The following is a 26518-nucleotide window of genomic DNA, read 5'->3' on the forward strand; positions in this document are numbered from 1 at the left end:
CAAGGGGTTGGCGTTCAGGCAAACGGGTCGGAGCTTAGAGGGAGGGTTTTTGAACCCTTGACCGAAGATCCTTTCCTGCCCCCTGTAGCCGGGAAACTTTAAGGCTGCGCTTTTGGCTTGCAAACCCCCTTTTTGCATGAGAGCTCCGAGTCGTAAGGAAGGTCATCGAGAAAGCGCTCAGCCTGTATCGCTGCCATGCAACCGGTCCCTGCCGCGGTCACCGCTTGACGGAATTGTTGGTCCTGAACGTCACCTGCAGCAAAGACTCCGGAGATATTGGTCTCCGTGCCGTTTTTGGTGAGCAGGTAACCTTCGTTGTCCATCTCCAGTTGACCTTCGAAGAGAGAGGTGTTTGGTCGATGGCCGATGGCGATAAAGATGCCATCGCAGTCCATCTCAGTTTCCATGCCGGTTTTAAGATTTTTGATGCGGGTTCCGGTTACGCCGCTTGTGTCAGTGAGAATCTCTGTGAGCTCGGAGTCCCACTTGAAGTTGATCGCTTTGTTGCCCAGCGCCCGGTCAGCGAGAACTGGTGTCGCCCTTAGAGAATCACGGCGATGAACAACGGTTACTTTCTTGGCAAAGCGGGTCAAAAAGACAGCCTCTTCCATTGCAGTATCGCCACCGCCAACGACAACGACTTCACGGTCGCGATAGAAAAATCCATCGCAGGTTGCACAGACTGATACTCCCTTGCCGTAGAGCGACTCTTCGTTGCCCAAGCCGAGAAGCTTTGGCGAGGCCCCGGTCGTGATGATCAGAGAGAGGCAGCGGTAGAGCTCTTCTCCCACCCAGAGTCTGAAAGGACGTTCCTGCAAGTCGACCTTGGTGACGTCACCCTCGACAAATTGAGTGCCGAAACGCTCTGCCTGAAGTTTCATCTTTTCCATCAATTCAGGGCCGTCTATGCCTTCCGGGAAGCCGGGAAAGTTGTCGACCGCCGTCGTGGTGGTCAATTGCCCGCCAGGCTGAAGACCGTGGATCATCAGGGGGCAGCAACGGCTGCGCGCAGCATAGATGGCGGCGGTGAGGCCTGCCGGGCCTGAGCCGAGGATGATCGTTTCGTAAATCAGGTCAGGGTTGCTCATCGGAATCTCCCTCGAATTGTTCTGCAGCGTGATAGGAAGAACGCACCAGCGGCCCTGCTTCGACATGGGCGAAGCCGAGTTGCAGGCCAATGTCTCGCAAACTCGAGAATTCTGAAGGTTCGACATAGCGAACCACCGGCAGGTGGTGACGGGTTGGCTGGAGGTATTGTCCCAGTGTCAGCATGCGGCAGCCTGCTTTCTGGAGGTCTTGCATGACAGTGGGAATCTCACCCATGGTCTCCCCCATGCCGAGCATCAGGCCCGACTTGATTGGAATGTCGGGAGCTGCCTGCGCGGCTGCAGCGAGCAAGTTCAGAGAGCGCTGGTAGTCGGCGCCAGCCCTGGCAAGAGGATAGAGCCTGGGAACAGTCTCCAGATTGTGGCCGAAGATGGCCGGTTTGGCCATGAGGATCGTGCTCAAGGCTTCGTGGTTTCCCTGCAGGTCGGGCACAAGCAATTCAACCCGACATTCCGGACGGTAATCATGAATCGCGCGGGTCACGGCTGCAAACTGGGCGGCGCCACCATCTTCGAGATCGTCACGTGTGACCGATGTGATCACTGCGTGATTCAATTCCAGTTCAGCAACAGCTCTGGCGACTTTGTCCGTTTCCTGTGGATCGACAGACAGAGGTTTTTCGTGGGTAACATTACAAAAACGGCAATCACGGGTACAGTGGTCACCCAGGATCATGAAGGTTGCCGTGCCCTTTTCCCAGCATTCTCCCTGGTTGGGGCAGGCCGCGCTGCGGCAGACGGAATGCAGCCCCTGCTCGCGGTGCAGGCGATCGATACGGGCGTAGTTCGGTCCTGCCGGAAAACGAACTTTGAGCCAATCGGGTTTACGTGGTGGGCGGGTCTTCATATTCATTGCCAAATCAGAGGTCGTAAGGGCTTAAAAACAGTGAATTTAATAATAACTGATAGAGTGCCGGGAGGCTATGGTTATCGAGAGGATTTTATCGAAAAGAGCTTCGGGGCAGCAGGATTACTGCACTAACGAATGGCCATGCAGGAAGAAACTGCCTCAGGGTTGATGGCAGCCAGCTCTTCACGTTGTATCAGACGTCCCGGTCTGAGGGTCGACCGGGACGCCGATTCTGACAAACCTCAAACCCGTTTATTGTTTCTTGCTATTCAGGCTGGGCGTTTAACTTTGTCGCTTAGGCGGCTTCGAAATTGCTTTTATCTGCACCACAGAGGGGGCAGCACCAATCCTCAGGCAGATCTTCGAAAGAGGTGCCGGGGTCAATGCCGTTGCCGGGATCGCCTTCAGCCGGGTCGTAGATGTAGTCACAGATTACGCAACGAAACTTGGTCATGATGTACTCCTTGAGAATTTAGTAGTTGGCCAAAGCGGCCAAAATATCCAGACCATTCTAGTGCAAGAATGAATTCTGACAAGTGTAGATTTGAGAAAATGGTTCTATAACCCAAAAAATGTTTAACGCAAAGGCGCAAAGAGCGCAGAGGGAAAAGGCTTCAAAGTCTTAAAAATGGGTCAATTCCGATTATTGATCTCTGCGTCCCAGCGTCTTTGCGTTAATAAATAGCCTGAGTTTGCCTTGTCTTTGTTTTGGTTGAGGTCCGAAAAAAAGCAAATGCTTTTAATCAGGTGCAAGTAATTGCTCAGTCAATCATCCCGATCAGAGCCTGAACGGTTTTTTCGATGCCTTCAGCAGCTTCTGAAATCCTGCCGGCAAGCATGTAAGCCGGGCTTGAAACCAGCTTATTGTCGCGATCTATGACAAATTCTTCAACAGGACACTGAATATGCTCTGAGCCAAGCGCAGCGAGTGCTGCTGCGGTTCCCTCATCGTTGCCAATCGTTAGTTTGGGCGAGATGTTTTCGTCACCCAGGACCTTGGAAAGGACTGCCGGGGCGATGCAGACAGCAGCAATCGGTTTCTTTGCAGCGTACATTCCCTTGAGCAGGCGAGCTGTCTCAGCATTGACTTCACAGTCAGCGCCAGCGACAGCGAAGTTGCAAAGGTTCTTCGCGGCCCCAAAACCTCCGGGCAATATCAACGCGTCAAGATCAGAGGCCTGAACCTTTGCCAGGTCTTGAATCTTGCCCCGGGCGATGCGAGCAGACTCAATCAGTACGTTTCGAGTTGCGCCGGCTTCAGGCTCTCCGGTCAGGTGATTGATGACGTGCATCTGGGGAATATCCGGAGCCATGCAGACGGCTTCAGCGCCGGCGCGATCAATGGCCAGTAAGGTGATGACTGCTTCGTGGATCTCGCTGCCGTCGTAGACGCCGCAGCCGGACAGGATGACACCGATACGCTTTGCCATAAGACTCCTCCTGAAATTGTGATGATGGCTATCTTTTTACAAGGTTATGTCAAGATTAAAGAAAAATTCAGGCATGTCAAGATTGTTGAAATTTGTTCTGCCTCTTGCCTCAATCATGCTTATCTCTTCATGATACCTGATATGGGAGGTCAGTGAGTATGGCGGCGGCGTAAAAGTTTTTATAAATGTCAGAATTGAGCCCTTAACTCTTTTCTCGAGAGTTGCCGGTCCAGATTGACTTAAACGCTTGTTTTCGTTACTGTACGAAGTTGTAAAATAAGGGCTCGCACTTTTTCTCTTAAACCTGTTGCTCGATAGGGCCAGTGAGCCGCTTGGTAGAACAGCTTCGCAGAAGACTTGATCCTTTGTACGCCACGATCGACCCTGTCGTTGTCGTTCGATTGATAGTCAGGACCCGGGTGTCTTCCACCCGATAGAAATATATGCTCACTCCAAATGTGGAGGTCTCATGGCCAAACTGGTAGACAATCCTAAACTGGCATTTCGTTTAGCCCGTGCCATCGTCTCGGATATCGCCCTTTACAATCAGGAGAAGGTGAAGGAAGGGATCAAAAATGACTCGATTTTTGAAGTCCTGACCGAAGAACTGCAAGAGGGGCGTGATCACTTCTATGGTCGGGTTTCTCCTGACCTGGACGATCGAGCTCATCTTTATGATCGGGCAATCGTCGATGTCATGATTAAGCAGGCCGGCAAGATCGAAAGTTCGATCTGGTAGATTGCATGCCTGAACCCCGCTGCTTTCAGGTCAGCCCCGATGATGTTTCGGTGCGCCTGGATCGTTTCCTGGATGACAACCTGCCGGAGGTTACCCGCTCGCAGATCAAGCGTCTTATCGATGAGGGTGCTGTCACTCTGGATGGGGCCACGAGTAAGGCAGGCATCAAGTTGCGGGGGGGCGAAGAGATTCGCGTGGTTTTGCCTGAACCTGTTGCGACAGCAGCTCAGGCCGAAGCTATTCCATTGGCGGTTCTTTACGAGGACTCCGCCCTGATCGTTGTTAATAAACCGGCTCATTTTGTGGTGCACCCGGCACCGGGCCACCAGAGCGGCACGTTGGTCAATGCTTTGCTGCATCACTGCCAGGATCTCTCTGGTGTTGGTGGGGAGTTGCGGCCCGGCATCGTTCATCGTCTCGACAAGGACACCTCCGGTGTGATGGTCGCCACCAAGGATGACCAAACCCACCAACATCTGGCCAGCCAGTTCAAAGACCATACGATTCAACGGCGCTATCGGGCCTTGGTCCATGGTGTGGTGGCAGCAAATAAGGGCAGTATTGACCAGGCGATTGGCAGGCATCCGGTGCATCGTAAGAAGATGTCTACCGATGCCCGTATCAGTCGTACTGCTGTGACGCACTGGAAAGTTTTGCGTCGCTATGAGGAGGATCGCCTGACACTTGTCGATCTGCTGCTGGAGACGGGCCGAACCCACCAGATTCGGGTCCACCTGACCGGGATGGGCTCTCCGGTTGTCGGCGACCCCCTCTACGGCGGAGCCAGTCGCGCCAAGTCAATCAGCGACACTGTGCTACGGAAAATGATCGTCCATCTGGAACGGCAGTTCTTGCACGCCTGGCAACTTGGCTTTGCTCACCCTGATGGCAGGGCCATGCTGTTCCAGGCCGCTTTACCGAAAGAGTTGCAGGAGATCCTCAGCTACCTTGAGGAAAAATATCACTACGAACCTGCCGCACTTGCGATCGAAGCATGTGCGGGTCCGGTTGAAACGGCTTATTGATGAATACTGTTAAGCAAGGCAAAATTCACTATCTGCAGCCTGATTGGGTAGGTCAGAACCGCTTGGTCGCAGGCTTTACCACGCGTAACGGCGGCTGTAGCCGGCCCCCTTTTAATTCCCTCAACCTTGGCTTCAATTCCGGTGACCAGATGTCACAGGTAGAAGCAAATCGTGCCGCAGTGGCCAGAGCCTTTGACCTGGAGCCGCATCTTTTGCTGACGGTTAACCAGGTTCACGGCACCGAGATTCTGGTTATTGACGAGTCGAACCTGGAAGTCTCTCATTTCCAGCGCGTCGCAAGCGATGCCATTATTACCAATCAGCGTAATATTCTCATTGGTATTCTTGTGGCTGACTGTTTTCCGGTTATTCTATACGATCAGAAAAAACAGGTAGCCGCGGTGGTTCACCTCGGTTGGCGTGGCACGTCCGCCGGCTTGTTGGGCCGCACCGTAAAGGCCATGCAGGAGATCTTTGGTTGTCTGGCGACGGACCTTTGTGCTGCTATCGGCCCGGGCATTGCGGCCCACAGGTATGAAGTTGATCGTCCTGTGCGTGATGCTTTTCGACAAGGGGTTGGTCAGTGGCAGAGGATCGTCAAGGAAGTTACTCTCGGCCATTGGCAGCTTGATCTGCAGAAAAGCGTTATGTTGCAACTCGATGAAGCAGGAATTAGCCGGTCGGTGATTGATACGGTTGCGGAATGCACCTGCTGTCACAAGGAAACGTTTTTCTCCTACCGGCGTGACGAAGGACGAACCGGCCGTCAAATGGGTTTTGCCTTGTTACGTTAACATCTTTTGAAAGGAAGTCGCTTCATGGATAACCCCCACATCCTTATCATCGAAGATGATTCCAGCGTCTGTGAGCTTCTTTTCGCCTGTCTGAGCAAGGCAGGATATCGTGTCTCCATTGCCCAGAGCGGCGAGGCAGGCCTGTCGCAAATCGAAGAAGATCCTCCTGAAGCTATTGTTCTTGATCTCAACCTGCCCGGTATGAACGGGTTGGATGTGTGTCGCGCAATGCGCCGCGATCCATGGATGAGTAGAATCCCTGTCCTGATGTTAACCGGTCAGGCCGAAGAGGATGATGTTGTCGCTGGCTTGGAAGTCGGCGCCGATGACTACATGACCAAGCCGTTTTCGCCGAAGCTTCTGACTGCGCGGGTTAAGTCCTTGTTGCGTCGTCGCAGTAGCAAGCCAATCCCTGCAGATGGTACGGTCTCCGCTGAAAACTCACCGGAATCTTTGATGGTGAAAACGCTGGGCCGGTGTGAGTTGCGTGTCGGTAACCGGAGTTTGTCATGGACCGACGAATTCAGCCCAGCCCAACGTCAGCTGATGGCCATGTTGGTTGGATCCTCTAGCGGCAAGATCTCTCAGGAAGAGGTTCAGGTCTCGCTTTGGCCGGACAGCACGTCCACGCGAGCTCGTTCGAGCTTCGATTCCCTGCTGTCAAGAGTGCGTCGCACTCTTGATCAGACTTTGGCGCCTTTTGACAGCAAGAAGTATCTGGTCGTCAAACGCAGCTATCTCTGCCTTGAACATTCACTCATAGACGCGCACGAATTTCGCCGCTTGATACGCAAGGCCAACCTGCAAATCTCTGCAGGTGAATGGTGGCCGGCTGAAATCACCTTTTCGTCGGCGTTCAGCCTCTGGAGAGGAACTTTTGTGCCGGGAGATTTCGGCAGTGATGCGGCCATAATTTTTCAGGATGAACTGGAGCAACTCTATCTCGACAGCAGTCAGACTTTTGCTCGTTTGTTGGCACAGAATGAACGCTACGAGGAAGCTGCGAAACTATTGCGAGACGCCTTGCGCTATGAACCGACCAATGATGGCGTTGTTCGACTGCTTTATTCGCTCTGCCTTGCCCAGGACAGCCCGGGGAAGGCCAACCAGGTCATCAAACAATACAGCGAAGCCCTGGTCCGTGAGAATTTCCCGGCCCATGACATAGAGGATGCGCTATTGGATTTTCCCAAGGAGAAGCCTGCCCAGGGTTGGCTGAATCACAGTTAAAAAATTAAAAAACAGCCAAACAGGCATTTTTTTCTTTGTCAACACCCGGATGTGAGAGATTTGTGAGAAGCCATGTGTATACTGCAGACAATCTTTCGAATTTTTGTTTGAGTTTGCAGGCTATAAAGAGTGTTACAAAACGAAGAGTTTTAATTTGATTTATTAGGGGGGCCCCCATCCATCGGATGGGGGCCATTTTTTTATTGAATATCATTCAAAAAGTGAGCTCTGCTGGTTGTGAGAAACTTGTGAGTGGTAGTGTGCTACAAGTTGAATCAGAATTAATCTTCTACCTCCGAAACAAAGAAAAGAGCCCGGGTCTTCGACCCGGGCTCTTTTCTTGTTTGAACAAGCAACCGGGCTGTTTATCGATCAGGTTCCGTTGTAAAACCTGTCCAACTTTCAATAACCTGCTTCAGGGTGTCCCGGTAACGCTTTCCACCAACAACAAAGCCATCGTTGTGGCCGGCCTCAGGAATCCAGAGGAGCTGTTTCTCTTGCGGCGCCCTTGCGTAAAGTTCTTCGGCCATGCTGGGTGGGCAGATGCTGTCGTTCTTGCCGTGGATGAGCAGTAGTGGCGCTTCAAGATCTGCAATCTTTGCCAAATTGTTGTACTTTGCGCCGATCAGCCAGCCGAGCAAGCTGCTGAGCAACGGGTAGTGGTGGCGACCCATCGCCTCTATCGAGGTAAAGGGGGACTCCATGATCAGTCCGGCCGGAGTTCTGTGCAGGCTGCCTTCAAGGCTGACTGCAGCGCCGAGTGAGCGGCCAAAGAGGATGACGCGCTCAGCAGGCCAGCCGCGCTCGTTGAGAAAGTTCATGGCGCCGGCAAGGTCACTGTAGGTTCCTGTTTCGCTGGCTCGTCCCTTACTTGTGCCATATCCCCGGTAATTAAAGATGAACACGGTGACGCCGAGTTGATGAAGTAACTGCAGGGTTTCAAGGCGATGCGAGATGTTGCCTGCATTGCCCATGCAGAAGAGCACAGCGGGTGCCTCAGCCTGTCCAGGGACCAGCCAACCCTGGAGTTGAGTAGCATCTGTGGCCGAGAAGTTTATCTCTTCGTAGCCAAGGCTAACTCTCGCCGGAGTCGCCATATGAAAAGGTTCGGGGAAATAAATAAAGTGTTGTTCGAGAGCGTTACGAAGAGGCATGGTAAAAACCAGGGCAGCTACCAGGTAGAGCAGGAGCCGGTAGCGAAATTTGCTGAAGAGGACAGTTCTCTTTGCAGAAGCCATTGGCCGATCATTTTCGCCAGAAGCTCGGGAAGACCAGAACCAGCACGGTAAACAGTTCCAGTCTTCCCAGGAGCATGCAGAAGGCAAGGACCAGCTTGCCGATGGCCGGGACATGGGCAAAGTTGTCAACAGGGCCAACACTGCCAAGGCCGGGGCCGATATTGCTCAGCGTTGCGATGACCGAGCCCCCCGCCGAATTGAGATCCATGCCGGTTGCTGCCATGACGAACGAGGCGGCGACGAAAACACCGAGATAGAGCGCAAAGAAGCCGAGAATCGATTGCATGACGTCTTTGTCGACCGGGCGATCGCCGAGCTTGACCAGGCGTACGGCGCGGGGGTGAATCAGGCGGTAAACCTGCACCTGGGCGTGTTTGAAGAGCAGCAGGATACGCGCGACTTTCATGCCTCCGCCGGTGGACCCTGCGCAGCCACCGATAAACATGAAGAAAACCAACAGGTACTGACAGAGCACCGGCCAGAGCTCATAGTCGGCCGTACCGAAGCCGGTGGTGGTGATGATCGAGACGACCTGGAAGGCACTGTAGCGCAGGTTGTCAAGAAAGCCCGGGTAGGTGCTGCCCATGTTGAGCATGGTGATCAGGGCCGCGCCGACAATGACCAGGGAACTATAGAAGAGGAACTCTTCATTGCGAATAAAATCGCCAATCTTGCCACGCAAGGCAAGGTAGTGCAGGGAGAAGTTGACCCCGGCCAGGAACATGAAAATAGTGATGATCCAATCGATGTAGGCACTATTGTACGCGGCAACAGAAGCGTTGCGCGTGGAGAAACCGCCGGTTGCCATGGTGGTGAAAGCGTGATTGAGACCGTCGAAGAAACTCATGCCTCCGGCCATCAGCAGCAGGATTTCGATGCAGGTCAAAAGGACGTAAACACCCCAGAGCAGTTTGGCCGTATCCTGGATGCGTGGTTTCAGACGGTCTGTGGTCGGCCCCGGAACTTCGGCTTTGAAGAGCTGCATGCCCCCGACGCCGAGCATGGGTAGAATCGCCAGCGAAAGCACTATGATTCCCATGCCGCCGAGCCATTGAGTCAGGGAACGCCACAGCAGCAGGCTGGGCGGCATGGCCTCAATGTCAGTGAGAATGGTCGAGCCGGTGGTTGTGAAGCCGCTCATGGTCTCGAAAAAAGCGTTGAGATAGGAAGGGATGGCTCCGGAAAAGACAAAAGGCAGGGCACCGAAAAGCGCAAAAAAAGTCCAGCCGAAGGTGACAATGGCAAACCCTTCGCGCACAGAAAGGTCTTTCTCCGAGTTGAACTGGCTGAACAGAATCCCGCCGCAGACCGCCGATATGATTGCGGACAGGATAAAGGCCCCCGAAGCACCATCACCGTAAATCCATGAGAAGGGCACCGGGAAGAGCAGGGCTATGGCCAGAAAAAGCAGCAGGGCACCGAGTATGCGCAGGGTCAGGGTGATGTTCATCTACTCGAAGAACCTTTCGACCTTGGCCAGGGCTTCCGGGAGAGCGAAGACCAGCACCCGGTCGCCGACTTTGATGCTGTTTTCGCCATCGGGGATCTCGTAGCTGTTTTTATGGACGATCGCACCGATGATAGCTCCACGAGGAAAGTTGAGGTCTTTGAGCGGTGTGTCGAGAACCTGACTCGTGCTCTTGATCTCGATTTCAAGCACCTCGGAGTTGCTGCCTTCGATCGTCGCGAGAGAGATGACGTTACCGCGCCGAGCGAATTTGAGAATCGCACTTGCCGCCGAGAGACGCGGTGAGACACAGGCGTCAACACCGAGTGAGGGCGCCAGGTCAAGGAACTCGGGGCGGTTGACCAGGCAAAGGGTCCGGTGCGCGCCGTGACGTTTGCAGAGCAGTGAGCAGAGAATGTTGGTTTCATCATTGTCCGTAGCTGCGATAACGACATCCGCGTCGGCGATGCCTTCATCGAGCAAGGCACGAATGTCCGTGCCCTCGGCATGAATGACCATGGTCTTCTGCAACTCTGCCGAGAGTTTCTCGCAACGCTCCTGATCACGTTCCACAAGGCGTACGTTGAACTGTCGTGCCTCCAGGTTGCGGGCTACGCGCAGGCCAATGCGACCCCCACCAAGGATAAAGGCTTTTCGCGAGCCCCTGCGTTTCTCTTCCTTGATTTGCAGCATATATTGAATCGCCGGGAGTTCTTCCTTGTGGGCGAAGATGAAGATACTGTCACCGACCTGGATGGTGTCGTCACCGCGGGGAATGATCGTCTGGCCCTGACGTGAGATGGCGACGACCACGAAGCGGTAGATGCCGCGAATCTCGCCCAGCTCTTTCAGGGTCAAGTCACAAAGGGGACTGTCTTCGGTAATCCGGTAGCCGAGAAACTGAATCTGACCGCCGACGAATTCGGCGACGTCAAAGGTGCCCGCGCGGCCGGCCAGATTGGCGAGCTCGTCGGCCACGGCATCATCCGGATTGATCATCAGGTCGATGCCGAGTTTGTCCTTGGAGAGCACGGCTCCCCGGCTCAGGTAATCGATACTCTTGACACGGGCGATACGTTTGCCGACGCCGTACTCACGGGCCAGCAGGCAGACCAGAATATTGACTTCGTCGAGGTCGGTAACGGCCATAACGATGTCGGCTTCTTTAATGCCGGCCTGTTCCATGGTCTCGGCGCTGGCGCCGTTACCAAGAACGCCAAGCACGTTGAGACGATCCTGGGCCTCATTGAGGTGCTCCTGGTCACGGTCGACCAGTGTCACCTCGTGCCCTTCCAGGGAAAGGCGTTCACAAAGAAAGTAGCCGACCTGGCCGGCTCCAACGATGAGTATGTTCATCTATAGTCCCTTGGATGTAAAAAAACAGCAAGGCGCCAGGATACCGCAGACCGCAGGCAGAGGAAACAAATTATACCTGTTTTTACTGTATTCCCTAGGCCGGATTCTGTATCCTGTGTTCATGCAGTTTTTCGCTGACATTCCTGAAGAGCAGTTGCGCCGTGAGCGCCAGAAGGCCCGTGAACTAAGGCGCTCTCAGTGGTGGCGAAACCGGATTGCCTCGGGGCTCTGCCACTACTGCGGCGGTCATTTTGCTCCTGCCGAGTTGACGCTGGATCATGTTGTCCCTCTGGTGCGTGGTGGGCGCAGCAGCAAAGGCAACTGTGTCGCGGCGTGCAAAGACTGCAATACCCGCAAGCGCGATCTGTTGCCTACCGAATGGCAGGAATATCTGGACAACCTGGTTTAACATTCCGCGGCCCTGCTAAAGCTCTTCAAATTGTTCCGGGTCATCATCGTCGCCATCATCAAGCTCGTCATCGTCGAGATCGTCAAAGTCTTCATCCATAAAGCGTTCCAGAAAACGCTGATTGCTGCGCAGGCGGCGCTGGGTCTTCTCCTGCAGCTCCGCAAGCTCCGGAAAGCGCTCTTCCTTGACCTCGCCTTCAGCTTGTTCCGTTTCAATGAACTTGTCTTGTTCTTCCGTCATTGCAATCCCTTTTTACATAATCGATAGAGGTCCAGATATTGCTCTGCCGCCTGCGTCCAGGACATATCCTGAGTCATTCCCTGGTGCCTTATCTTCTGCCAGAGCGGCGATTCGCTGTAAGCCTCCAGGGCTCTATCCAACCCCTGTAGAAGACTTGCGTACTGATATTTTTCAAAGACGAAACCATTTGCCGTTTCGGGTGCGATCCGTGGGTCGATAATCGTATCTGCGAGGCCGCCTGTTGCATGAACCAGAGGGATACAGCCGTAACGCAGAGCAATGAGCTGGCTAAGGCCGCAAGGCTCATAGCGGCTCGGCATCAGGAAAAGGTCACTGCCAGCATAGATCCGCCGTGACTGGGCATCGTCAAAGCGGAGCAGAACCTTGGCCTGGCCCGGATAAAAGTCAGCAGCCTCGGCCAGCCGCCGCTCGTAGTCCGGGTTTCCGGTGCCGAGGATGACCAGCTGCAAGTTCCGAGACAGGATCTTCTCCCAACTCCCCAGAACCAGTTCGATCCCTTTCTGGGTGTCAAGACGTGTGACCATGGCCACGATCGCCGTGTTGGGTGCTGTTTGCAGACCGAGTTCGTCCTGCAGCTTTTGTTTGCAGACAGCTTTACCAGAAAGGTCATCCGCAGAGTAGGCCTGCGGGAGAGTATGATCCTGGGCCGGAGTCCAGAGTTTGCCGTCCAGGCCGTTCAACAGCCCGTGCAGGTGGTCTGCACGCGAGCGTAGCAGGCCGTAGAGGCCCATCCCCTGTTCCGGGGTTTGGATCTCCCGACAGTAGGTCGGAGAGACGGTGTTGACCTGGCTGGCATAGCGGATCCCTGCTTTCAACAGGGAGAGCTTGCCATGAAATTCAATCCCGTCGGATGTCAGCAAACTTGAATCAATCCCCAGAGACTTTGCCGTTTGCAAAGGAAACACGCCCTGGTAGCCGAGGTTGTGAATACTGAAGAGAGTGCCGGTGCCGGCAAAGTACGGGTCACGCCTGAGTTGCTGATGCAGGTAAAGCGGGACTAGGCCTGTCTGCCAGTCGTGAGCATGAATGACATCCGGAACGAAACCGAGGTGGCGGGTGAGCTCAATAGCGGCACTGCTGAGCAAGCCAAAGCGTTCCGCATTGTCTGGGTAATCAAGGCCTTGCTCGCCGTAGAGTTCGTCGCGGTTATAGTATTCAGGGTAGTCGAGAAAATAGACCTGAACGCCTTGGAATTCTCCTGTCCGATAACCAACTTTGTAACTGTGCCCGCCCATGGAAACCGACAGCTTGTTTTGGCTTAAGGGGAGGTCGCCAGTGATTGTGCGAACCTGGCGATACCAAGGCATGACCAGGCGCACATCATGTCCGAGGGAACACAAGGCCGGGGGCAGAGAGCCCACAACGTCTGCAAGCCCACCGGTTTTGGCGAAGGGTGCAGCTTCCGAGGCGACCATGAGCAGTTTCATTGGTGTTGAGGTCGAGGTTCTTTTGTCGTCTTGAGTGGCCATTTGAGGGGCGCATTCTAACTCAAATCGAGGAATTTATCCAGTCGGTAGCCGACAGCCGCAGCTCGGGCCAGACGTTGACGCAGGTGCTCGGCAGCTGATGTTGAAATGGCCGGAGCCTCTTTGCCTTGGACTGCACGAAGTTGCAAGATGCCGGCCTGAAGCGCTATGGCTCCAGCCAGAGCGGTCATACCCTCCTGTAAAAACCAGGTCTGCTCTTGATGCCTGTTGACGCCCAGGAACCTGCTGTTGTCGCGGCCTTGGCAGAGGTGTGCAAAAGCTTGGGCATCAACAGCCGGGTGTGGTTGCATGCCGGCAGTCTTTGTCAGAAGAGTGGCAAGGAAAACGGCTCTGCCCTGATCGTCTGACGCAGCGCTTTCCTGCCAGGCAAAATCAAGGCCGTAGGAACCGAATACTTTTAAACAACGAGACTCGTCAGAAAAGCCGAGGGCTTGAGACAGGTTCTGCAGCATCAGCCAGCTTAGGATTGTTACACCAAGCCCTGCCTGAGAGCGCGTGCCCTGCCATTGCCCGGCGAGCATTTTCTCCACCGCTTCAGCCGCAGCTAATTCAGCCAACCAACCGGACACCTCTGCGAAGAGAGCCTTTAGGTCGATCTGTGGAGTCGAATGACTTTCAAAACCTTCTATTGACGAACCGATCATGCTGGCGAAGGCGTTACACTCTGCACTCATTTCCGTCATGATTTTATCGATCGGGCCGGTCGGTTGGGCTGTCACCAAGCCGCCCGCCAGAACATGGAGGCGGCCCTGATCAAAGAGCGCTGCGAAAGCCTTCCAGAGAGGTTGATAGACTATTCTCAGCCGTTCGCGCTCAAGGTTGGAGACCGTGCGACCATTGAGGTGCTGATAAAGTTTCTGCCAGGAGCCGTCTTCGTCGCTGAGCGTCTGGAAATCACTGAACACACGGTGTTCGTAGCCATCAAGCTGCAGCTCGAGGCCATGAGACAGTTGCTCTCGAGAGGCCAGTTGTTGGTTGCCCTGCAGGTCATGAAAACGGCAGAAAGGGTCGCCGGACCGATCAAGTCCCAGCTCTTGCCAGAAGGGTGGCATCGGCAGGGCGAGGCCTTCCTCCTCTGGCGAGGCTTTGTCGGCAGCCAGATGAATTCGTCCCCGGGTTGCTTGAGTTTTATTGTTATAAACGACCAGGAACTTCTGTCCGATTGGGCCGTTGCTGTAGGCGAAGACGTTTTCATCCACACCCTGGTCGGTCATGAAATCGTAAAGAGAAAAATATTCGATATCGGCGAACAAGTGACGTGAGCGTAAAAGAGGAAAGACCTGTTGCTCATGATGCTGAATAAATCCGACATCCGGCTCTTCTTTCCAGTAGGCGCGACGATACTCCATGCCATATTTTTCACGGTAACCTTCAACCTGGCCATGGCCGAACATCGGCAGACCGGGCAGGGTGGCCAGCAGGGTGGAGACGCCGAAATATTTGTCGCCTTTGCCGAACTGTTCAACGGCGGTCGCTTCGTCCGGATTGTTCATGAAATTGACGTAGCGCTTTAATATGCCAGGATTGTAGGCCAGCGTGTCTTTAAGAATCTGGCGGTACTTGGTGTTCTCTTCGCGCTTGAGCATATTCATAAAGGCGCTGTTGTAAACCCGGTGCATGCCCAGGTTGCGTACAAAATAGCTCTCCATCAGCCAGAAGGCCTCGGCGATCAGGAGCGTGTCCGGAGCTTCCCGGTTAATGCGGTCCACCACTTCACGCCAGAACTCGACCGGGAAGGCCGCGGTAAAATCCTCGTCGGACAGGGCAAAGGCCGAACGCGACTGGACTCCGGCGCTGCCTCCCGGTGGCGGAAACCAAAGGCGGCGGAAATGCTTGCGTGCCAGGGTCATAGCGGCGTCAAAGCGGATCAGACTGAAACGCCGGGCAACGGCAAGGATCAGGTCGCTCATGGCCTGTCGGACTTCCGGCATCAGGAAGTTCAGTTGAGCCGTGTCGTTCCAGGGCATATGAGTGCCATCGTTGCCATGATAGATATAGCGGTGCTGACCGCTGTTATGGTCATGATGCTCAAAGACCACTGCCGCATCACTGTGATCCCAGTAACCCTTTTCAATGCGAATGCCGATCCCCTCCATCTCGCACAGGTCCGGCCCGCTGAAATCATAGGCCGGATAGGGGGGCTGGTCGGTTTGTAGAAACCAGTCAGGGTGTTCCTTGACCAGTTCTGAGTCGATGCCGGTATGGTTGGGGACGACGTCGCAGGCCAAGCGTATGCCGTGCTGACGACAACGAGCCTCGAGAGCCTGCAAGGCGTTCTCGCCGCCCAGCTCTTCTGCAATCCGGTAGGCATGCAGTGCGTATGCGGACGCTTCCGCTTCCGGGTTGCCGCACAGTTGCTTGATGCGTTTAGAGGCACTGGAACGCTCCCAGATACCGATCAGCCAGAGAGCATTGAAGCCCCGATTTGCCAGGCTGACCAGTTCTTCCTCCGGAATGTCTGCCAGGGTGGTGATGCTGCGCTGATAATGACTGCTGAGCTGGTCGAGCCAGATGTAGATCGATTTCGCCAGCAGGACGCTGGTGGTCATCCAGTCGGTATCGGCAGTAAAGGCTGCGGCGGCATCACTGCCGTCGCCTTCGCCAAAGAGCGGCATAGGCGATGGCCCGGGACCCGGTAGATAAGCGCGGCTCTCTTCTTCGGTGAGGGCGATGGCAATCTGCATCCTGGTTACCACCTCTTGCGGCAGCCATGGCGACCAGTTCTTAATGATATAAGAAATCTGCTCGGCCAGATTGTGCGGGTTCTCCTTCGCAGGTCTGCGCAGTAACTCCGGCAGCGATTTGCCATGCTCTCGCAATGGCTCCGCCTGTCCGGCGAATTGCATTATCAGGCTGCGATAATCAAGGCGTGAGGCCAAATCGCTGTCATCGAGAAGGTCTTTGAAAGATTCTGTCGCCGGGTTTTCGCTCAGGGCGTCGAGGAAGAAGAGGTCGGAAAGCAATGCCTGTCTGGCCTGAATGGCTGCTGTTGCCATGCCCGGTTCGTTGACCAGGCTGAGGGCTTCGCCGGGATAGCATTCAAGATAAGATTGATAGGCTGTCGATAGCTCGGGAAGAGCCTGTTCACCTTTGGCTGAATGAATTGTAGCGAGGCCCGGCTGTAAACCCATTTGCGGCAGGTAATGTCGGGCCATCCCTCTGGAGGCTGTTGTTAACAGTGCGAAAAGGTAGACCTCTGCTCCGGAACTCTGCCGCCAGAGAGCTATCTTGCGAGCCGCATGGATATCAATGTCACCTTCTGCGACCTTCCTTAAACCTGCTTCTTGCAAGAGATAAAGGGCCTGCTTTTTCAGTAATAACTTATTGATAAAAGTTTGGGGCATTGAGTTTCAGGCTCCGATTCCTGATCATTATTGAAAACTCAAAATCACATAAAAGCGACTGTGCTTTTCAGTTAGCAGGGTGCATTGAGCACTACCTGGGCATTGCTGTCAATCACGTGAAAGTTAGCACGGGTCAATATCGGCCAGTTCGGCGAGCCAGCCGGAGACTTTCACGCGATAAAGTTCGATCAGCTCGTTAGCGACCTTTTCCTCTGTGGTTTCAACGTAGATGTGAGCGATCGGGCGGTGTTGGTCGGGCAGGACCAGAACCCATCCCTGTTTCGAGTCGATGCGCACGCCATCGGTAAACGAGGCTCGTTGGTCGACGGCGTACTCACTCATCCTGCGCATCAGCCCACCCTTGCTCTCCCAGGGGCATGACAGTTCCAGGTGATGGTAATGGTTGCGGGGGAGTGTGGCGAAAGCCTGGTCCAGTGACAGTTTGGCACGTACTGAGAGTTCCATGATCTTGGCGGTAGCAAAAAGGCCGTCGAAGTTTGGCTGAAATTTTGGGAAGCCGAAACGGTCATCCATCGAGGCCACAAAACGGACCTTCCGGCTGCGGGCTGCGTCGACAAGCGAGCAACCGTCAGAGCGGGTGCGCTCCACGGTCAAACCGGCAGCCTTGGCCAGCTCGTCAACCGCTTGAGGAGCCGCAACCGGGACAACCAATCGACCCTCGTTCTCCGCTGCGCAAACCAGAACAGTAAGGACGCTAATCGCCTCACGGTTTGAGAAGACGTGTCCTGCACCGCTGACGACACGGAGTTTTTCTCCGGAAGGGCCGACCCAGAAGCCGGCGTCAGCCTCAAGGGTTTTGACGATGCGGCTCAGCCGATCCAGGGCGGCGTCCAGTTCGTCGGTTGACATGTCCATGGTTTTCTCATGAACGTGCGAGTTCAACTCTGTTACCTCAAAATCGAGGTCAGCGAGCAGACCTGGCAACAGGTCTGCGGCAGGAGAATGATTGAGGTCAAGGACGACCTTCGGGGAAGCTTTCTTCAGTAAGTCGCTGTCCAGCCCGCGCAGAAATCCTTCGCGATAGAAATCATAAATACGAGGCAATTCTTCGATGCCGCCCGGTTCAGAATGATGGGCGCGGCGAAAGTTCTCCTTAAAGTAGATGCGTTCAATCCCTTTGGCCGTGCCCGAAGGGATTTCGTTACCATCGGCATCAAAGAAAATAATCTCCGTGGCGGCAGGATCTTCTGGTGACTGGCGAAAATGTATGCCGCCAACTTCACCGAAGGTCGTCAGCTTGTAGCGTAACACCGGCAGTGAGATCATCTTGATGTCACGAACGTTCACCCCGGCGGAAAGCAAGCCGCCGACGAAAGAGCGTTTAAGCATTCGCGACGAGCGAATGGCATCGCGCCCGACCAGGATAAAACTGTCCTTCGGCAGCGTTGATCCGTAGGCTGCACCGAGGCGGGCAGTGAACTCCGGTGTCAACTCAACGTTGGTCATGCCGCGGACCAGGGCTCCTTCGAAGAGGCTTTTACGCCACTTCTCTCCCCAGATCAGGTTGGTCGACACGGTCGACCCGCTTTCAATGACCTTGCGCGGCCAGATTTTGACATTGGGTCGAATATTGACGTCATCACCGATCATCGTCTCATCCGCAATCACAACGCCGGATTCGATGACCGAATTCTTGCCGACGCGAACCCGGTGCCCGAGATTCGACCCTGTGATCCTTGTCCCCGCCTTGATGTAGACGTTATCCCAGAGAATGGCATCCTCAAGCGTGACACCCTCCTCGATCTGGCAGTTACGGCCAACCACGCAGTTGGTAAGGCTTGCATTGCCTTCGATCCGGGTGTTACCCCCCAGAACGACCATGCCGGAGAGCCTGGCCTGTTCGTCGACCTGGGCGTCAGGGCTGATAAATATCCTCTCTTCTGTCGACCTGGCTGGCTCATGAACCTTTACAGTGATCCTGCCGTGGCAGATATCCTGGCATGCCTCGAGGTATGCCTCCGGATTGCCGATGTCGGCCCAGTAGCCTTGCAGGTCGCAACCAAACAGATCGTCTGCATTCTCAAGCATTTTGGGGAAGACATCCTTGGCCCAGTCACGATTTTCTCCCTCCGGGATAAGCTCCAGAACTTCCGGTTCCAGAATATAGATGCCCGTGTTGATGGTGTCGGAAAAGACTTCTCCCCAACCGGGTTTCTCGAGGAACTTGGTGATGCGGGACTCTTTGTCGGTGATAACAACACCAAATTGAAGAGGGTCGGTGACCGCTGTCAGGGTGATGGTCGCCTTCGCCTGTTTTTTCTCATGGAATGCGATTGCTTTTGAGAGGTCGAAATCGGTTAAAAGATCACCACTGATAATCATAAATCTTTCATCGAGGTGTTTCGCTGCAGCCTTGACTGCGCCGGCGGTACCAAAGTCCTCCAAGGGGGTTACATAAGTGATATGGACGCCGAACTCGCTGCCGTCACCGAAATATTTTTTGATGACTTCCGGCTGGTGGAAAAGCAGTAACACCAGGTCGGTAATACCATGTTGTTTGAGCAGGTTAACGATGTGTTCCATGATCGGTCGGTTGATCAGGGGGATCATCGGCTTGGGCATGCTGATGGTTAGAGGATGAATGCGGGTGCCGAAGCCTCCCGCCATGATGACAGCTTTCAATGAAGTCTCCTTAACTGGTGATAAGGTGGGGCCTGGTTCTCCTTGGTGGAGATGTCAGGGTTTTGCGAGTTGTCGGCGGACTTCATTTTTCAGTTCGTCGAGATTGGAACTTTTGACCACGTAGGCATCTGCCAGCCAGGAGGAAAAATCCTCCTTGTAACTACTGTAAGCGGTGCAGAGGATCACCGGGGTTTTCTCACTTTCGTGGGCTATTTGCTGCAGGAGTTCCAGGCCGCTTTCCTGGCCAAGCTGGATGTCGAGGACGATCAGGTCGAAAACCTGATGACGCAGCTGCTCCAGCGCTTCGCTGCGGTTACCACAAGTAACAACGGTATGGCCTTCATCTTCTAGCTCAGCAGCGAAAAGGTGCTGGATATCTCCCTCATCATCAATAACCAACAGGTGTGCCATGGTGTACTCCTTACAGGGCGTGTTGAGAACCCGTTCATTATACCAACACACCGCTTTCTGGCAATGCCGTCGGTCTCTTTGTCCTCTTGCTCCCGCCAGAACAAGGTGGCATAGTTAATGTGAATATGACACCCTAGCAGGCTGATTCTTCTTGTTTTCAGCCCGTTTCCTTATTACCCCTACTGCCACGTGCATTCTTTGGTTTAATCGATGAAGTCTTATCAGCTTTTCTCCAGTCACCTTAAAAAACGCTTCGGTGGCCGTGTCCACAAAATCTCCGTTGACGCAGGCTTTGGTTGCCCCAATCGCAATGGCGGTCGGTCTGGCGCCGGTTGTCTCTTCTGCGACCCGGGTGGTTCCGGCGCCGTTGGCATAGAACGTCAGCTGAGTGTCGCCGCACAGATTGAGCAGGGCAAGGAGGTCATGACCCGCAAGTATAAGGCGGGCAAGTTCATGGCCTATTTTCAGCCTTTTTCCAACACCCTTGCTCCTGTTGACGTTTTGCGTGCCCTTTATGATGAAGCACTGGACGTTGAGGATGTGGTCGGCCTGGCGATTGGCACGCGGCCAGACTGTGTTCCTGCCGAGGTTCTGGACCTGCTTGCAGAATATCATGAAAAAACCTACCTCTGGTTGGAGTTGGGACTGCAGAGCAGCCACGATCGTACTCTTGACTGGTTGAAGCGTGGTCATGACTTTGCGACTTTTGTCGAGGCTTTGCAGGGCGCAAAATCGCGCGGTTTGCGTATCTGTGTGCACGTGATTCTCGGTCTGCCAGGTGAAAGTCGAGCCGACATACTGAAGACTATGGATGCTCTTGCAGAGTTACAGGTCGAGGGCGTGAAACTGCACCTGCTTCATGTTCTTCAGGATACGCCTCTTGGCGACCTCTATGTCGAGGGTGAAATTTCAGTGATGGGCATGGAGGAGTATGTTGCGCTGGTTGTCGATTGCATGGAGCGTCTGCATCCCGAGACTTTGATTCACCGTCTGACCGGTGATGGCCCCAGGGCGCAACTTTTGGCACCGCTCTGGTCGCTCAAAAAATGGGAGGTTCTCAACGCGATTGATGCGGAGTTCGCACGACGCGGGTCGCGTCAGGGAGACTTTTGCCGTTGCTTGGCATAAAGAAGAGAAGGGCCAGTCCTGGAAACTGAAAACGCCCCCTGTGTCTCAGGAGGCGTTTTTGACAACCGCTGTCGGCTGGGCAGCTGTTTCAGCTGGCCCGCTCCAGGAAAGGAGAAGAAGGCTTGCCCAGAGGATACTGCCGAATAAAATCAGGTAACGGAACATGGCGCGGAGGATAACCGAGCCGACCAAAAAAATCAAGAAGGCAATACACCCGGCAACAGAATTATTGTTTCCATGCCGGGCGGCTAAATGACCAGAAAAATGACTATGGCGAAAACAATTGCAGCGATAATAATCCCTAAGGTGACTTTCCCACCGCCTGCGGCCGCTGGGGTCGTCGCTTCTTCAAGAGAACCAACAACCGGGAAACGTTCAATCACTGTGCGCACGTGGGGGGCCTGGGTCAGTTCCTCGGTCAGGTCCTTGCCGGCCTGATGATCAGGGGGGTGCAGCCCATTTTCCCAGCGTGGACTGTCGGTCACATCATAAACCGTTCCGTTTACAGCGATGTATGCGCGGCGACCGTCGCGGCCATCATGTTCGGCAAGTTCAGCAAGGGTCATGAGCTCATCTCCTTATTGTACCTATGAGGTCCCCGGAGTTTTGATAATATTTTAAGTCTTTATTTCTTGGTTTAATCTTACCTTAGCCTATATAATACCCGCTATTTGCGGGTTAGCAAGATCGCCGACCTGGGGGGCGTAGTTCATGTATCAGGAACATTTCAAGCTGCGGGAAGCTCCATTCTCGCTGACACCTGATCCCGATTATTTTTACAACTACACCGGACATCAACAGGCCCTGAACGTTCTTTTAGTTGCTTTGCAGAGCGGTGAGGGTCTGATCAAGATTACCGGTGAAGTCGGGACCGGCAAGACTTTGCTGTGCCGGAAATTGCTTGCTGCCCTGGCCAGTGATTTTAAGGCTATCTATCTTCCTAACCCCTTGTTGACGCCATTTGAACTTTATCAGGCCCTTACAGAAGAGCTGAACATCATGATCCCTCAAGGGATCACCATGCATGACCTAGTTAAGCGGATCACCCGGCAACTGGTGCATTTGCGGAAGGGTGGCAAGAAGGCTGTCCTCTGTATTGACGAAGCGCAAGCCATGCCGAGAGAGAGCCTGGAAGCGTTGCGTCTGCTCAGTAATCTGGAGACGGAAAAGCACAAGCTTCTGCAGATTGTGATCTTCGCCCAGCCGGAGTTGGATGCGCTACTGGAAAATGATAACTTGAGGCAACTACGCCAGCGCATAACCTTTAGTTATGATTTGCCCGCTCTGGATCGCGCTGCAGTGAGCGGTTATGTCCATCATCGTTTAACGGTGGCCGGGCATGAGGGGCCTAGGCTTTTCGATGAGGCTGCTCTGGATGCCGTCTACCGCTCCAGTCGTGGAATCCCCAGACTGGTCAATATACTCTGTCACAAAGCCTTGATGGTTGCTTATGGTCAAGGACAAAACGAAGTTGCTCAGGCGCAAGTGAAAATGGCCAGCAGCGACACGGAAGACGCTACGAAAAGCTCTCGATCCTTCCTGGCCGGGAACTCATTCTACTTCACAATTGGTCTTATTACGGTGCTGGAAGTCGTCCTGGTTGTTTACCTGTTGCGGAGTGTCTTGTCATGAGCTTGATCAACCAGATGTTGCGTGACTTGCAGCAACAGAAGAAAAATGGCGCATCACCCGGCGTTAAGCCTCCGCGGCGTAGCATGTTGGAAAAAATTCCTTACCTGCCCCTGCCCTTTGTGCTGGGTGGCGGAGGGGTTGTCCTGCTTGTCCTCATCTGGTGGATGGCGGGGGTCCTCTCGGATGTGATGTTTGGCTTTGAGCCGGCAAACTCAAAAGCTGAAAGCCGCCAGGTCGCCGCGATTGAAGAAGTTTTAGCCCGGGAAGAGCTAAACACTCCCATTATAAAGGATTAGCTGACTTTTTTGTTAGCCAGAGACATTGTGTTCCATTGACTGTTAATTCTGCCTCGGGTGATGAGTGCCTCTCCTTAAACAAGATTTGACGTCCATCCTTGATTCCTGCCGCCGTTTGTATGATGAGGTGGATGACTGGTTCGCAATCTGCCTACAGGCAGGAGGGACTTCTCTCGCCTGCAGAGGGGGGTGCAGTTCCTGCTGTCGTGGTTTGTTCGACATCACCCTGCTTGACGCCTGGGTTCTCAAAGACGCTGTCGCCGCCTTACCTGAGACAACCCGACTCCAGGTGCTGGAGCGCTGTAGACCCCGTCTTGTTGAGCTCCGAAAACGCTGGCCGGAGCTTAAGAATCCATATTTGCTGAATACCTTGCCGGATATGGCATGGCAGGAGATGCCCGAAGAGGACCTGACCCCTTGTCCACTGCTTGATGAACAAGGCTATTGCCTGGTTTACGCTGCCAGACCTCTGACCTGTCGTCTGCATGGTCTGCCAAATATCGATGTGAGTGGTGAAGACTTCGATGGCACCGTCTGTACTTTGCATCCCGGCGATCCGGCAAGTTTTCCGGACGACATCCTGCGCTGGCGGTTCAGAGAGATTTTCACCCGGGAGATTGAGCTTTTTGGTCACTTTACCCGGGAGTTGACCGGAAGACCCTGGGATGAGCTTGATACTTTTATCCCTTTGGCGGTGGTGGCGGATTACGACAAGGTTGACTGGCGTCGCTTGCAGATATAATGGTTGCTGCCGCTCCTTGGAGATCGTTTTTGAGCCTCCTCAGAGCGACAGCTCTTTGCTGTGATCTTATTGCTTCCCTTGCCGGTGCTTGGCTGCCTCCCTGCGCTCCTGTCTCTGCTGGCGGAAAGCCTCATGCTGTTCCTGCTGCTCAGGTGAGAGAACCTGGTTGATCCTGGTCCTTGTGGCATGCTTGGCGATCATCATGTCGGCCCGCTGGTCAGATTGTTTGCGAACCAGTTCCCGTAAACGAGACTCATCAAGAGTCTCGGCCCTGGAAATTTCTTGAAGCTCCTTGCGGGTCGTGCGCTTCTCTTCGCGTTGGGCTTCATTCCTCTCTTTACTTGTGGACAGAATCTCTTTGATCTCCGTTTCCTGTTGCGCGGTCAGGTCAAGTCTCTCTTTAAGCTGCTCGAGCCTGATTGCTTGCTGCTCGCCATTTTCGCACCCCTTGCCATATTGACCAGGTTTTGCGAAGGATGGTGTGATTGCCAGGGTTGCAAGCAATAACGCCAGTGTTAAATATTTCAGGTTATGCATGATGGCCTCCTTACTTTGTGTTGAGTGTTGGTTGCTGCCGGCAAGGTTATTGATCTGCTTGCTTGGACGAGTCATTCTGAAAAAGGTTTACTTTGAGGCCGGGCAAAATTGATCAACTTTGTTGTCGTGTCACCGCACTGTGCGATTGCACAGTGTCCAGAGAGAAATTCTGTGGTACTTTCTAACTCATGAGACTTGCACTGAAACATCAGATAATCATGGCGCCAGCTGCCGTCCTCTTCCTTATGACCTTGTTGCTCTGCTTTCTGCAGTTCACTTACTGGGACTTGTCGGTGAAGCGTCAGCAGGCCAAGAACCTCAAAACCGCCTTTATTGCCCTGGCCGAAGCAGACATGGCCTCGCAGCGCATGGAGGGTATTGTTGGTTTCCTGGCTCAGGCCCAGATGCCGGATGCCAAGGCCGTACAGCAGCTGTCATTTTTGCATGAGCATCTTTCGGCGGCTTTCGAGCAGTTGCTGGAAACCGAGCTGTTGGGAGTGTCTGATACTAGCCTGCTGCGGCAAAGTGTTCGTGACCTGAATCCCGAGCAGGGAGTGAACCTGGATAATCTTGCAGAGGGTCTGAAATTGCTGCGGCCTAACATCAAGAAGCTACTGAACTCGTTGAACCAACAACGTCTGGATTTCGGGGCTCTGCATCAGGAAGATATTGAAGAATTGGTTGCCGAGACAACCTTCGTCACGATTGTCGTTCTCGGCATTGCTATCCTGATCGGAATTTTCCTTTCTCTTGCCTTCGCGCGCAACATCCTGAGCCGCATTAAAATTCTTTCTGACAGCGCTGCACGCATCACTGCCGGCGAGTTTGTGCCGCCTCCGGCTCCGGATAAGGTGCGTGACGAACTTGACGGCCTCGCGGTTTCCATTAACCAGATGACAGATCAGCTGATCCGCGTGGTGGCGTCCGAGAAACTGCTTGAAGGTGCCGAAGAGGAACGTCGGCGCATCGCCATGGACATTCATGACCAGACCCTTGCCGAGCTGTCGGCTGTGCGTAGAAAGATCGAGCATCTACGCGAGCAGTCTTCTTTTGGTAAAGAGGCGTTATCAATCGAGACAGATTTACAAAAAACGATGACCAATCTGCGAGTGGTGATGGATAATCTGCACCCGCAGACCCTTGATATCCTCGGCCTGCCAGCGGCCATTGAATCCATGCTCGACAAGGTGTGCGAGCCCCCCGGGACGCCGACCTATCATTTCATGGCTGGAGACGATGTCGCGAAACTCCAGTTGCCACGTCTGACACAGGTGACCGTTTATCGGATTATCGTCGAGGCTGTTAATAATGTCTTGCGGCACGCTCACGCCAACCAGATGGAGGTTGCTATGAGTTTGCGAAGCAATACTTTGATAGTTATCGTTGAGGACAACGGGCAAGGTTTTAATCACACTCCGCAGCTACCGACAGAGAGTGGGGGCCGGGGGGTTCATAACGTTCAAGAACGCGCCCGTGCTATTGGTGGACAGGTTCGTTGGCAGAGTTCGCGTTTTTCTTCGGGAACACGCTTTGAATTGGAGTTGCCGCTCAACGAAGGATAAGGAGAAAGCACCATGGCACCATACGCCCTGGTTATCGCTGAAGATAATCCGAAGGATTTCGAGTTCCTCAAGCAGATGGTAGAAGCCTGGGAGCAGGACTGTACGACGGAGCATGCTGACAATGGTGCGTTTGCTCTAGAGCTGGCTTTGAAACACGATGAGCCGCTGGTGATCAGTGATATCCAGATGCCACAGATGAATGGCGTCGAGTTTGCCAGAGCTCTGTGGGAGCAAAAGCCCCAGGCACGAATCGTCTTCTGGAGTCAGTTCAAGGATGAGATGTACGTGCGGGCCCTGTCCAAGATCGTGCCCCCCGAAACCGTTTATGGCTACGTGCTCAAGTCGAGCGCCCGGGAAAAGATTTCAACGGCCATGGCCACCGTCCTTTTCGAAGATCAATGCTGGATCGACCCCGAAGTTCGCAAGGTGCAGGGCCGTACCGGTCACAGCCAAACAGCGCTCTCTGATATCGAGTATGAAGCTTTGGTCGATATCTCCCTCGGCTTGACCGATAATCTCATTGCCCAGCGGCGCTATCTCTCCCGGCGAGGTGTGCAGAGTCGCCTCAACTCCCTCTATGGCAAGCTGAGTCTCGACCAGGAGCAATTCCAGAGCGATAAGGTCGGTGATGCTTTCAACTTGCGGAATCGTGCGGTTGCTGTCGCCTTACGCCGGGGCCTGATCAATGCTTTTGAGCTCGAGCACGAAGACGATGACCTGCAGGAGTGGCTGAAGCGTTACAAGAGCGGCAGAGGTTAAAATCGGGACGGCCCCGCACGGGAACGGTCCTTTTCCGGTGCGGCTTTGGCGTTGTGTTCGATCCCTTATTATGTTAGAAAATTGGTCATACC

26 protein-coding genes are annotated in these 26518 nt (G+C 54.1%); 11 read left to right on the top strand and 15 right to left on the bottom strand.

Annotation, left to right across the window (positions count from 1 at the left end; translation table 11 throughout):
* Positions 1-98: 98 nt before the first annotated feature.
* From trxB to elbB, 4 genes are all read right to left on the bottom strand, one after another.
* Positions 99-1088, bottom strand: coding sequence for a thioredoxin-disulfide reductase (trxB, locus tag P9J64_09960; GenBank protein ID MDG5468638.1), 990 nt, complete (start codon positions 1086-1088; stop codon positions 99-101).
* On the bottom strand, positions 1075-1959 hold the full coding sequence (gene lipA / locus P9J64_09965) for a lipoyl synthase (GenBank protein ID MDG5468639.1): 885 nt from the start codon (positions 1957-1959) through the stop codon (positions 1075-1077). The genes trxB and lipA overlap by 14 nt, the downstream gene beginning before the upstream one ends.
* A gap of 292 nt (positions 1960-2251) precedes the next feature.
* Positions 2252-2410 (bottom strand): rubredoxin, encoded by a 159-nt coding sequence (locus tag P9J64_09970; protein ID MDG5468640.1) that lies wholly within the window; start codon positions 2408-2410, stop codon positions 2252-2254.
* A gap of 307 nt (positions 2411-2717) precedes the next feature.
* Positions 2718-3386 carry an isoprenoid biosynthesis glyoxalase ElbB gene (gene elbB, locus P9J64_09975; protein MDG5468641.1) on the bottom strand — a complete coding sequence of 223 codons (669 nt, stop codon included), beginning with the start codon at positions 3384-3386 and terminating at the stop codon, positions 2718-2720.
* A 469-nt stretch (positions 3387-3855) separates the two neighbouring features.
* On the opposite strand from elbB, the gene P9J64_09980 reads away from it, so the two are divergent.
* Genes P9J64_09980 through P9J64_09995 form a run of 4 tightly spaced genes read left to right on the top strand, consistent with a single transcriptional unit; the run spans position 3856 to position 7174 of the window.
* Positions 3856-4125, top strand: a complete 270-nt coding sequence (locus P9J64_09980; GenBank protein ID MDG5468642.1) for a hypothetical protein — start codon at positions 3856-3858, stop codon at positions 4123-4125.
* 5 nt (positions 4126-4130) lie between these two features.
* Positions 4131-5150 (top strand): RluA family pseudouridine synthase, encoded by a 1020-nt coding sequence (locus P9J64_09985; protein ID MDG5468643.1) that lies wholly within the window; start codon positions 4131-4133, stop codon positions 5148-5150.
* Positions 5150-5944 (top strand): peptidoglycan editing factor PgeF, encoded by a 795-nt coding sequence (gene pgeF / locus P9J64_09990; GenBank protein ID MDG5468644.1) that lies wholly within the window; start codon positions 5150-5152, stop codon positions 5942-5944. Before P9J64_09985 ends, pgeF begins: the two co-directional genes overlap by 1 nt.
* A 24-nt stretch (positions 5945-5968) precedes the next feature.
* Positions 5969-7174, top strand: coding sequence for a response regulator (locus P9J64_09995; GenBank protein MDG5468645.1), 1206 nt, complete (start codon positions 5969-5971; stop codon positions 7172-7174).
* Between the two features lie 365 nt (positions 7175-7539).
* Here P9J64_09995 and P9J64_10000 read toward each other — a convergent pair whose 3' ends face one another.
* From P9J64_10000 to trkA, 3 genes are read right to left on the bottom strand one after another with little or no spacing between them, the layout of a single operon-like run.
* Positions 7540-8412 carry an alpha/beta hydrolase gene (locus tag P9J64_10000; protein MDG5468646.1) on the bottom strand — a complete coding sequence of 291 codons (873 nt, stop codon included), beginning with the start codon at positions 8410-8412 and terminating at the stop codon, positions 7540-7542.
* A 7-nt stretch (positions 8413-8419) separates the two neighbouring features.
* Entirely contained in the window at positions 8420-9862 is a 1443-nt protein-coding gene (locus P9J64_10005; protein MDG5468647.1) for a TrkH family potassium uptake protein, read from the bottom strand.
* A complete protein-coding gene (gene trkA / locus P9J64_10010) occupies positions 9863-11215 on the bottom strand; it encodes a Trk system potassium transporter TrkA (protein ID MDG5468648.1) in 1353 nt (450 codons plus the stop codon).
* Positions 11216-11336: 121 nt separating this feature from the next.
* On the opposite strand from trkA, the gene P9J64_10015 reads away from it, so the two are divergent.
* Positions 11337-11624 (top strand): HNH endonuclease signature motif containing protein, encoded by a 288-nt coding sequence (locus P9J64_10015; protein ID MDG5468649.1) that lies wholly within the window; start codon positions 11337-11339, stop codon positions 11622-11624.
* 15 nt (positions 11625-11639) lie between these two features.
* Here P9J64_10015 and P9J64_10020 read toward each other — a convergent pair whose 3' ends face one another.
* The 5 genes from P9J64_10020 to P9J64_10040 form a co-directional block, all read right to left on the bottom strand.
* Complete coding sequence (locus P9J64_10020; GenBank protein ID MDG5468650.1) at positions 11640-11864, bottom strand: hypothetical protein; 225 nt, start codon at positions 11862-11864, stop codon at positions 11640-11642.
* Positions 11861-13312, bottom strand: coding sequence for a glycogen synthase GlgA (gene glgA / locus P9J64_10025; protein MDG5468651.1), 1452 nt, complete (start codon positions 13310-13312; stop codon positions 11861-11863). The genes P9J64_10020 and glgA overlap by 4 nt, the downstream gene beginning before the upstream one ends.
* A gap of 56 nt (positions 13313-13368) precedes the next feature.
* Complete coding sequence (locus P9J64_10030) at positions 13369-16716, bottom strand: alpha-amylase family glycosyl hydrolase (protein MDG5468652.1); 3348 nt, start codon at positions 16714-16716, stop codon at positions 13369-13371.
* A 123-nt stretch (positions 16717-16839) separates the two neighbouring features.
* Complete coding sequence (locus P9J64_10035; protein MDG5468653.1) at positions 16840-19359, bottom strand: mannose-1-phosphate guanyltransferase; 2520 nt, start codon at positions 19357-19359, stop codon at positions 16840-16842.
* 54 nt (positions 19360-19413) lie between these two features.
* Positions 19414-19770, bottom strand: coding sequence for a response regulator (locus P9J64_10040; protein MDG5468654.1), 357 nt, complete (start codon positions 19768-19770; stop codon positions 19414-19416).
* 210 nt (positions 19771-19980) lie between these two features.
* On the opposite strand from P9J64_10040, the gene P9J64_10045 reads away from it, so the two are divergent.
* Positions 19981-20898, top strand: a complete 918-nt coding sequence (locus tag P9J64_10045; protein ID MDG5468655.1) for a TIGR01212 family radical SAM protein — start codon at positions 19981-19983, stop codon at positions 20896-20898.
* A gap of 45 nt (positions 20899-20943) precedes the next feature.
* On the opposite strand, the gene P9J64_10050 is transcribed toward P9J64_10045, so the two are convergent.
* On the bottom strand, positions 20944-21099 hold the full coding sequence (locus tag P9J64_10050; protein MDG5468656.1) for a hypothetical protein: 156 nt from the start codon (positions 21097-21099) through the stop codon (positions 20944-20946).
* A gap of 47 nt (positions 21100-21146) precedes the next feature.
* A complete protein-coding gene (locus tag P9J64_10055) occupies positions 21147-21464 on the bottom strand; it encodes a cytochrome b5 domain-containing protein (protein MDG5468657.1) in 318 nt (105 codons plus the stop codon).
* Between the two features lie 145 nt (positions 21465-21609).
* On the opposite strand from P9J64_10055, the gene P9J64_10060 reads away from it, so the two are divergent.
* From P9J64_10060 to P9J64_10070, 3 genes are all read left to right on the top strand, one after another.
* Positions 21610-22530 carry an AAA family ATPase gene (locus tag P9J64_10060; GenBank protein MDG5468658.1) on the top strand — a complete coding sequence of 307 codons (921 nt, stop codon included), beginning with the start codon at positions 21610-21612 and terminating at the stop codon, positions 22528-22530.
* On the top strand, positions 22527-22826 hold the full coding sequence (locus P9J64_10065; GenBank protein MDG5468659.1) for a hypothetical protein: 300 nt from the start codon (positions 22527-22529) through the stop codon (positions 22824-22826). The genes P9J64_10060 and P9J64_10065 overlap by 4 nt, the downstream gene beginning before the upstream one ends.
* A 64-nt stretch (positions 22827-22890) precedes the next feature.
* Positions 22891-23568, top strand: coding sequence for a YkgJ family cysteine cluster protein (locus P9J64_10070; GenBank protein ID MDG5468660.1), 678 nt, complete (start codon positions 22891-22893; stop codon positions 23566-23568).
* 66 nt (positions 23569-23634) lie between these two features.
* On the opposite strand, the gene P9J64_10075 is transcribed toward P9J64_10070, so the two are convergent.
* A complete protein-coding gene (locus P9J64_10075) occupies positions 23635-24105 on the bottom strand; it encodes a periplasmic heavy metal sensor (GenBank protein ID MDG5468661.1) in 471 nt (156 codons plus the stop codon).
* Between the two features lie 218 nt (positions 24106-24323).
* On the opposite strand from P9J64_10075, the gene P9J64_10080 reads away from it, so the two are divergent.
* Both P9J64_10080 and P9J64_10085 read left to right on the top strand, forming a co-directional pair.
* Entirely contained in the window at positions 24324-25667 is a 1344-nt protein-coding gene (locus P9J64_10080; protein ID MDG5468662.1) for a HAMP domain-containing protein, read from the top strand.
* 12 nt (positions 25668-25679) lie between these two features.
* A complete protein-coding gene (locus P9J64_10085) occupies positions 25680-26426 on the top strand; it encodes a response regulator transcription factor (protein MDG5468663.1) in 747 nt (248 codons plus the stop codon).
* The last annotated feature ends 92 nt before the right edge of the window (positions 26427-26518 follow it).

The organism is Deltaproteobacteria bacterium IMCC39524 (assembly GCA_029667085.1).
Lineage (GTDB): Bacteria > Desulfobacterota > Desulfuromonadia > Desulfuromonadales > BM103 > M0040.

Coding starts and splice junctions, on each gene's coding strand:
- P9J64_09995 (MDG5468645.1), top strand. CDS start 5,969: ATGGATAACCCCCACATCCTTATCATCGAAGATGATTCCAGCGTCTGT.
- elbB (MDG5468641.1), bottom strand. CDS start 3,386: ATGGCAAAGCGTATCGGTGTCATCCTGTCCGGCTGCGGCGTCTACGAC.
- P9J64_10020 (MDG5468650.1), bottom strand. CDS start 11,864: ATGACGGAAGAACAAGACAAGTTCATTGAAACGGAACAAGCTGAAGGC.
- P9J64_10075 (MDG5468661.1), bottom strand. CDS start 24,105: ATGCATAACCTGAAATATTTAACACTGGCGTTATTGCTTGCAACCCTG.
- P9J64_10085 (MDG5468663.1), top strand. CDS start 25,680: ATGGCACCATACGCCCTGGTTATCGCTGAAGATAATCCGAAGGATTTC.
- P9J64_09980 (MDG5468642.1), top strand. CDS start 3,856: ATGGCCAAACTGGTAGACAATCCTAAACTGGCATTTCGTTTAGCCCGT.
- P9J64_10080 (MDG5468662.1), top strand. CDS start 24,324: ATGGCGCCAGCTGCCGTCCTCTTCCTTATGACCTTGTTGCTCTGCTTT.
- trxB (MDG5468638.1), bottom strand. CDS start 1,088: ATGAGCAACCCTGACCTGATTTACGAAACGATCATCCTCGGCTCAGGC.
- P9J64_09970 (MDG5468640.1), bottom strand. CDS start 2,410: ATGACCAAGTTTCGTTGCGTAATCTGTGACTACATCTACGACCCGGCT.
- P9J64_10030 (MDG5468652.1), bottom strand. CDS start 16,716: ATGCCCCAAACTTTTATCAATAAGTTATTACTGAAAAAGCAGGCCCTT.
- trkA (MDG5468648.1), bottom strand. CDS start 11,215: ATGAACATACTCATCGTTGGAGCCGGCCAGGTCGGCTACTTTCTTTGT.
- glgA (MDG5468651.1), bottom strand. CDS start 13,312: ATGAAACTGCTCATGGTCGCCTCGGAAGCTGCACCCTTCGCCAAAACC.
- pgeF (MDG5468644.1), top strand. CDS start 5,150: ATGAATACTGTTAAGCAAGGCAAAATTCACTATCTGCAGCCTGATTGG.
- P9J64_10060 (MDG5468658.1), top strand. CDS start 21,610: ATGTATCAGGAACATTTCAAGCTGCGGGAAGCTCCATTCTCGCTGACA.
- P9J64_10045 (MDG5468655.1), top strand. CDS start 19,981: ATGAAGTCTTATCAGCTTTTCTCCAGTCACCTTAAAAAACGCTTCGGT.
- P9J64_10065 (MDG5468659.1), top strand. CDS start 22,527: ATGAGCTTGATCAACCAGATGTTGCGTGACTTGCAGCAACAGAAGAAA.
- P9J64_10005 (MDG5468647.1), bottom strand. CDS start 9,862: ATGAACATCACCCTGACCCTGCGCATACTCGGTGCCCTGCTGCTTTTT.
- lipA (MDG5468639.1), bottom strand. CDS start 1,959: ATGAATATGAAGACCCGCCCACCACGTAAACCCGATTGGCTCAAAGTT.
- P9J64_10040 (MDG5468654.1), bottom strand. CDS start 19,770: ATGGCACACCTGTTGGTTATTGATGATGAGGGAGATATCCAGCACCTT.
- P9J64_09985 (MDG5468643.1), top strand. CDS start 4,131: ATGCCTGAACCCCGCTGCTTTCAGGTCAGCCCCGATGATGTTTCGGTG.
- P9J64_10055 (MDG5468657.1), bottom strand. CDS start 21,464: ATGACCCTTGCTGAACTTGCCGAACATGATGGCCGCGACGGTCGCCGC.
- P9J64_10000 (MDG5468646.1), bottom strand. CDS start 8,412: ATGGCTTCTGCAAAGAGAACTGTCCTCTTCAGCAAATTTCGCTACCGG.
- P9J64_10015 (MDG5468649.1), top strand. CDS start 11,337: ATGCAGTTTTTCGCTGACATTCCTGAAGAGCAGTTGCGCCGTGAGCGC.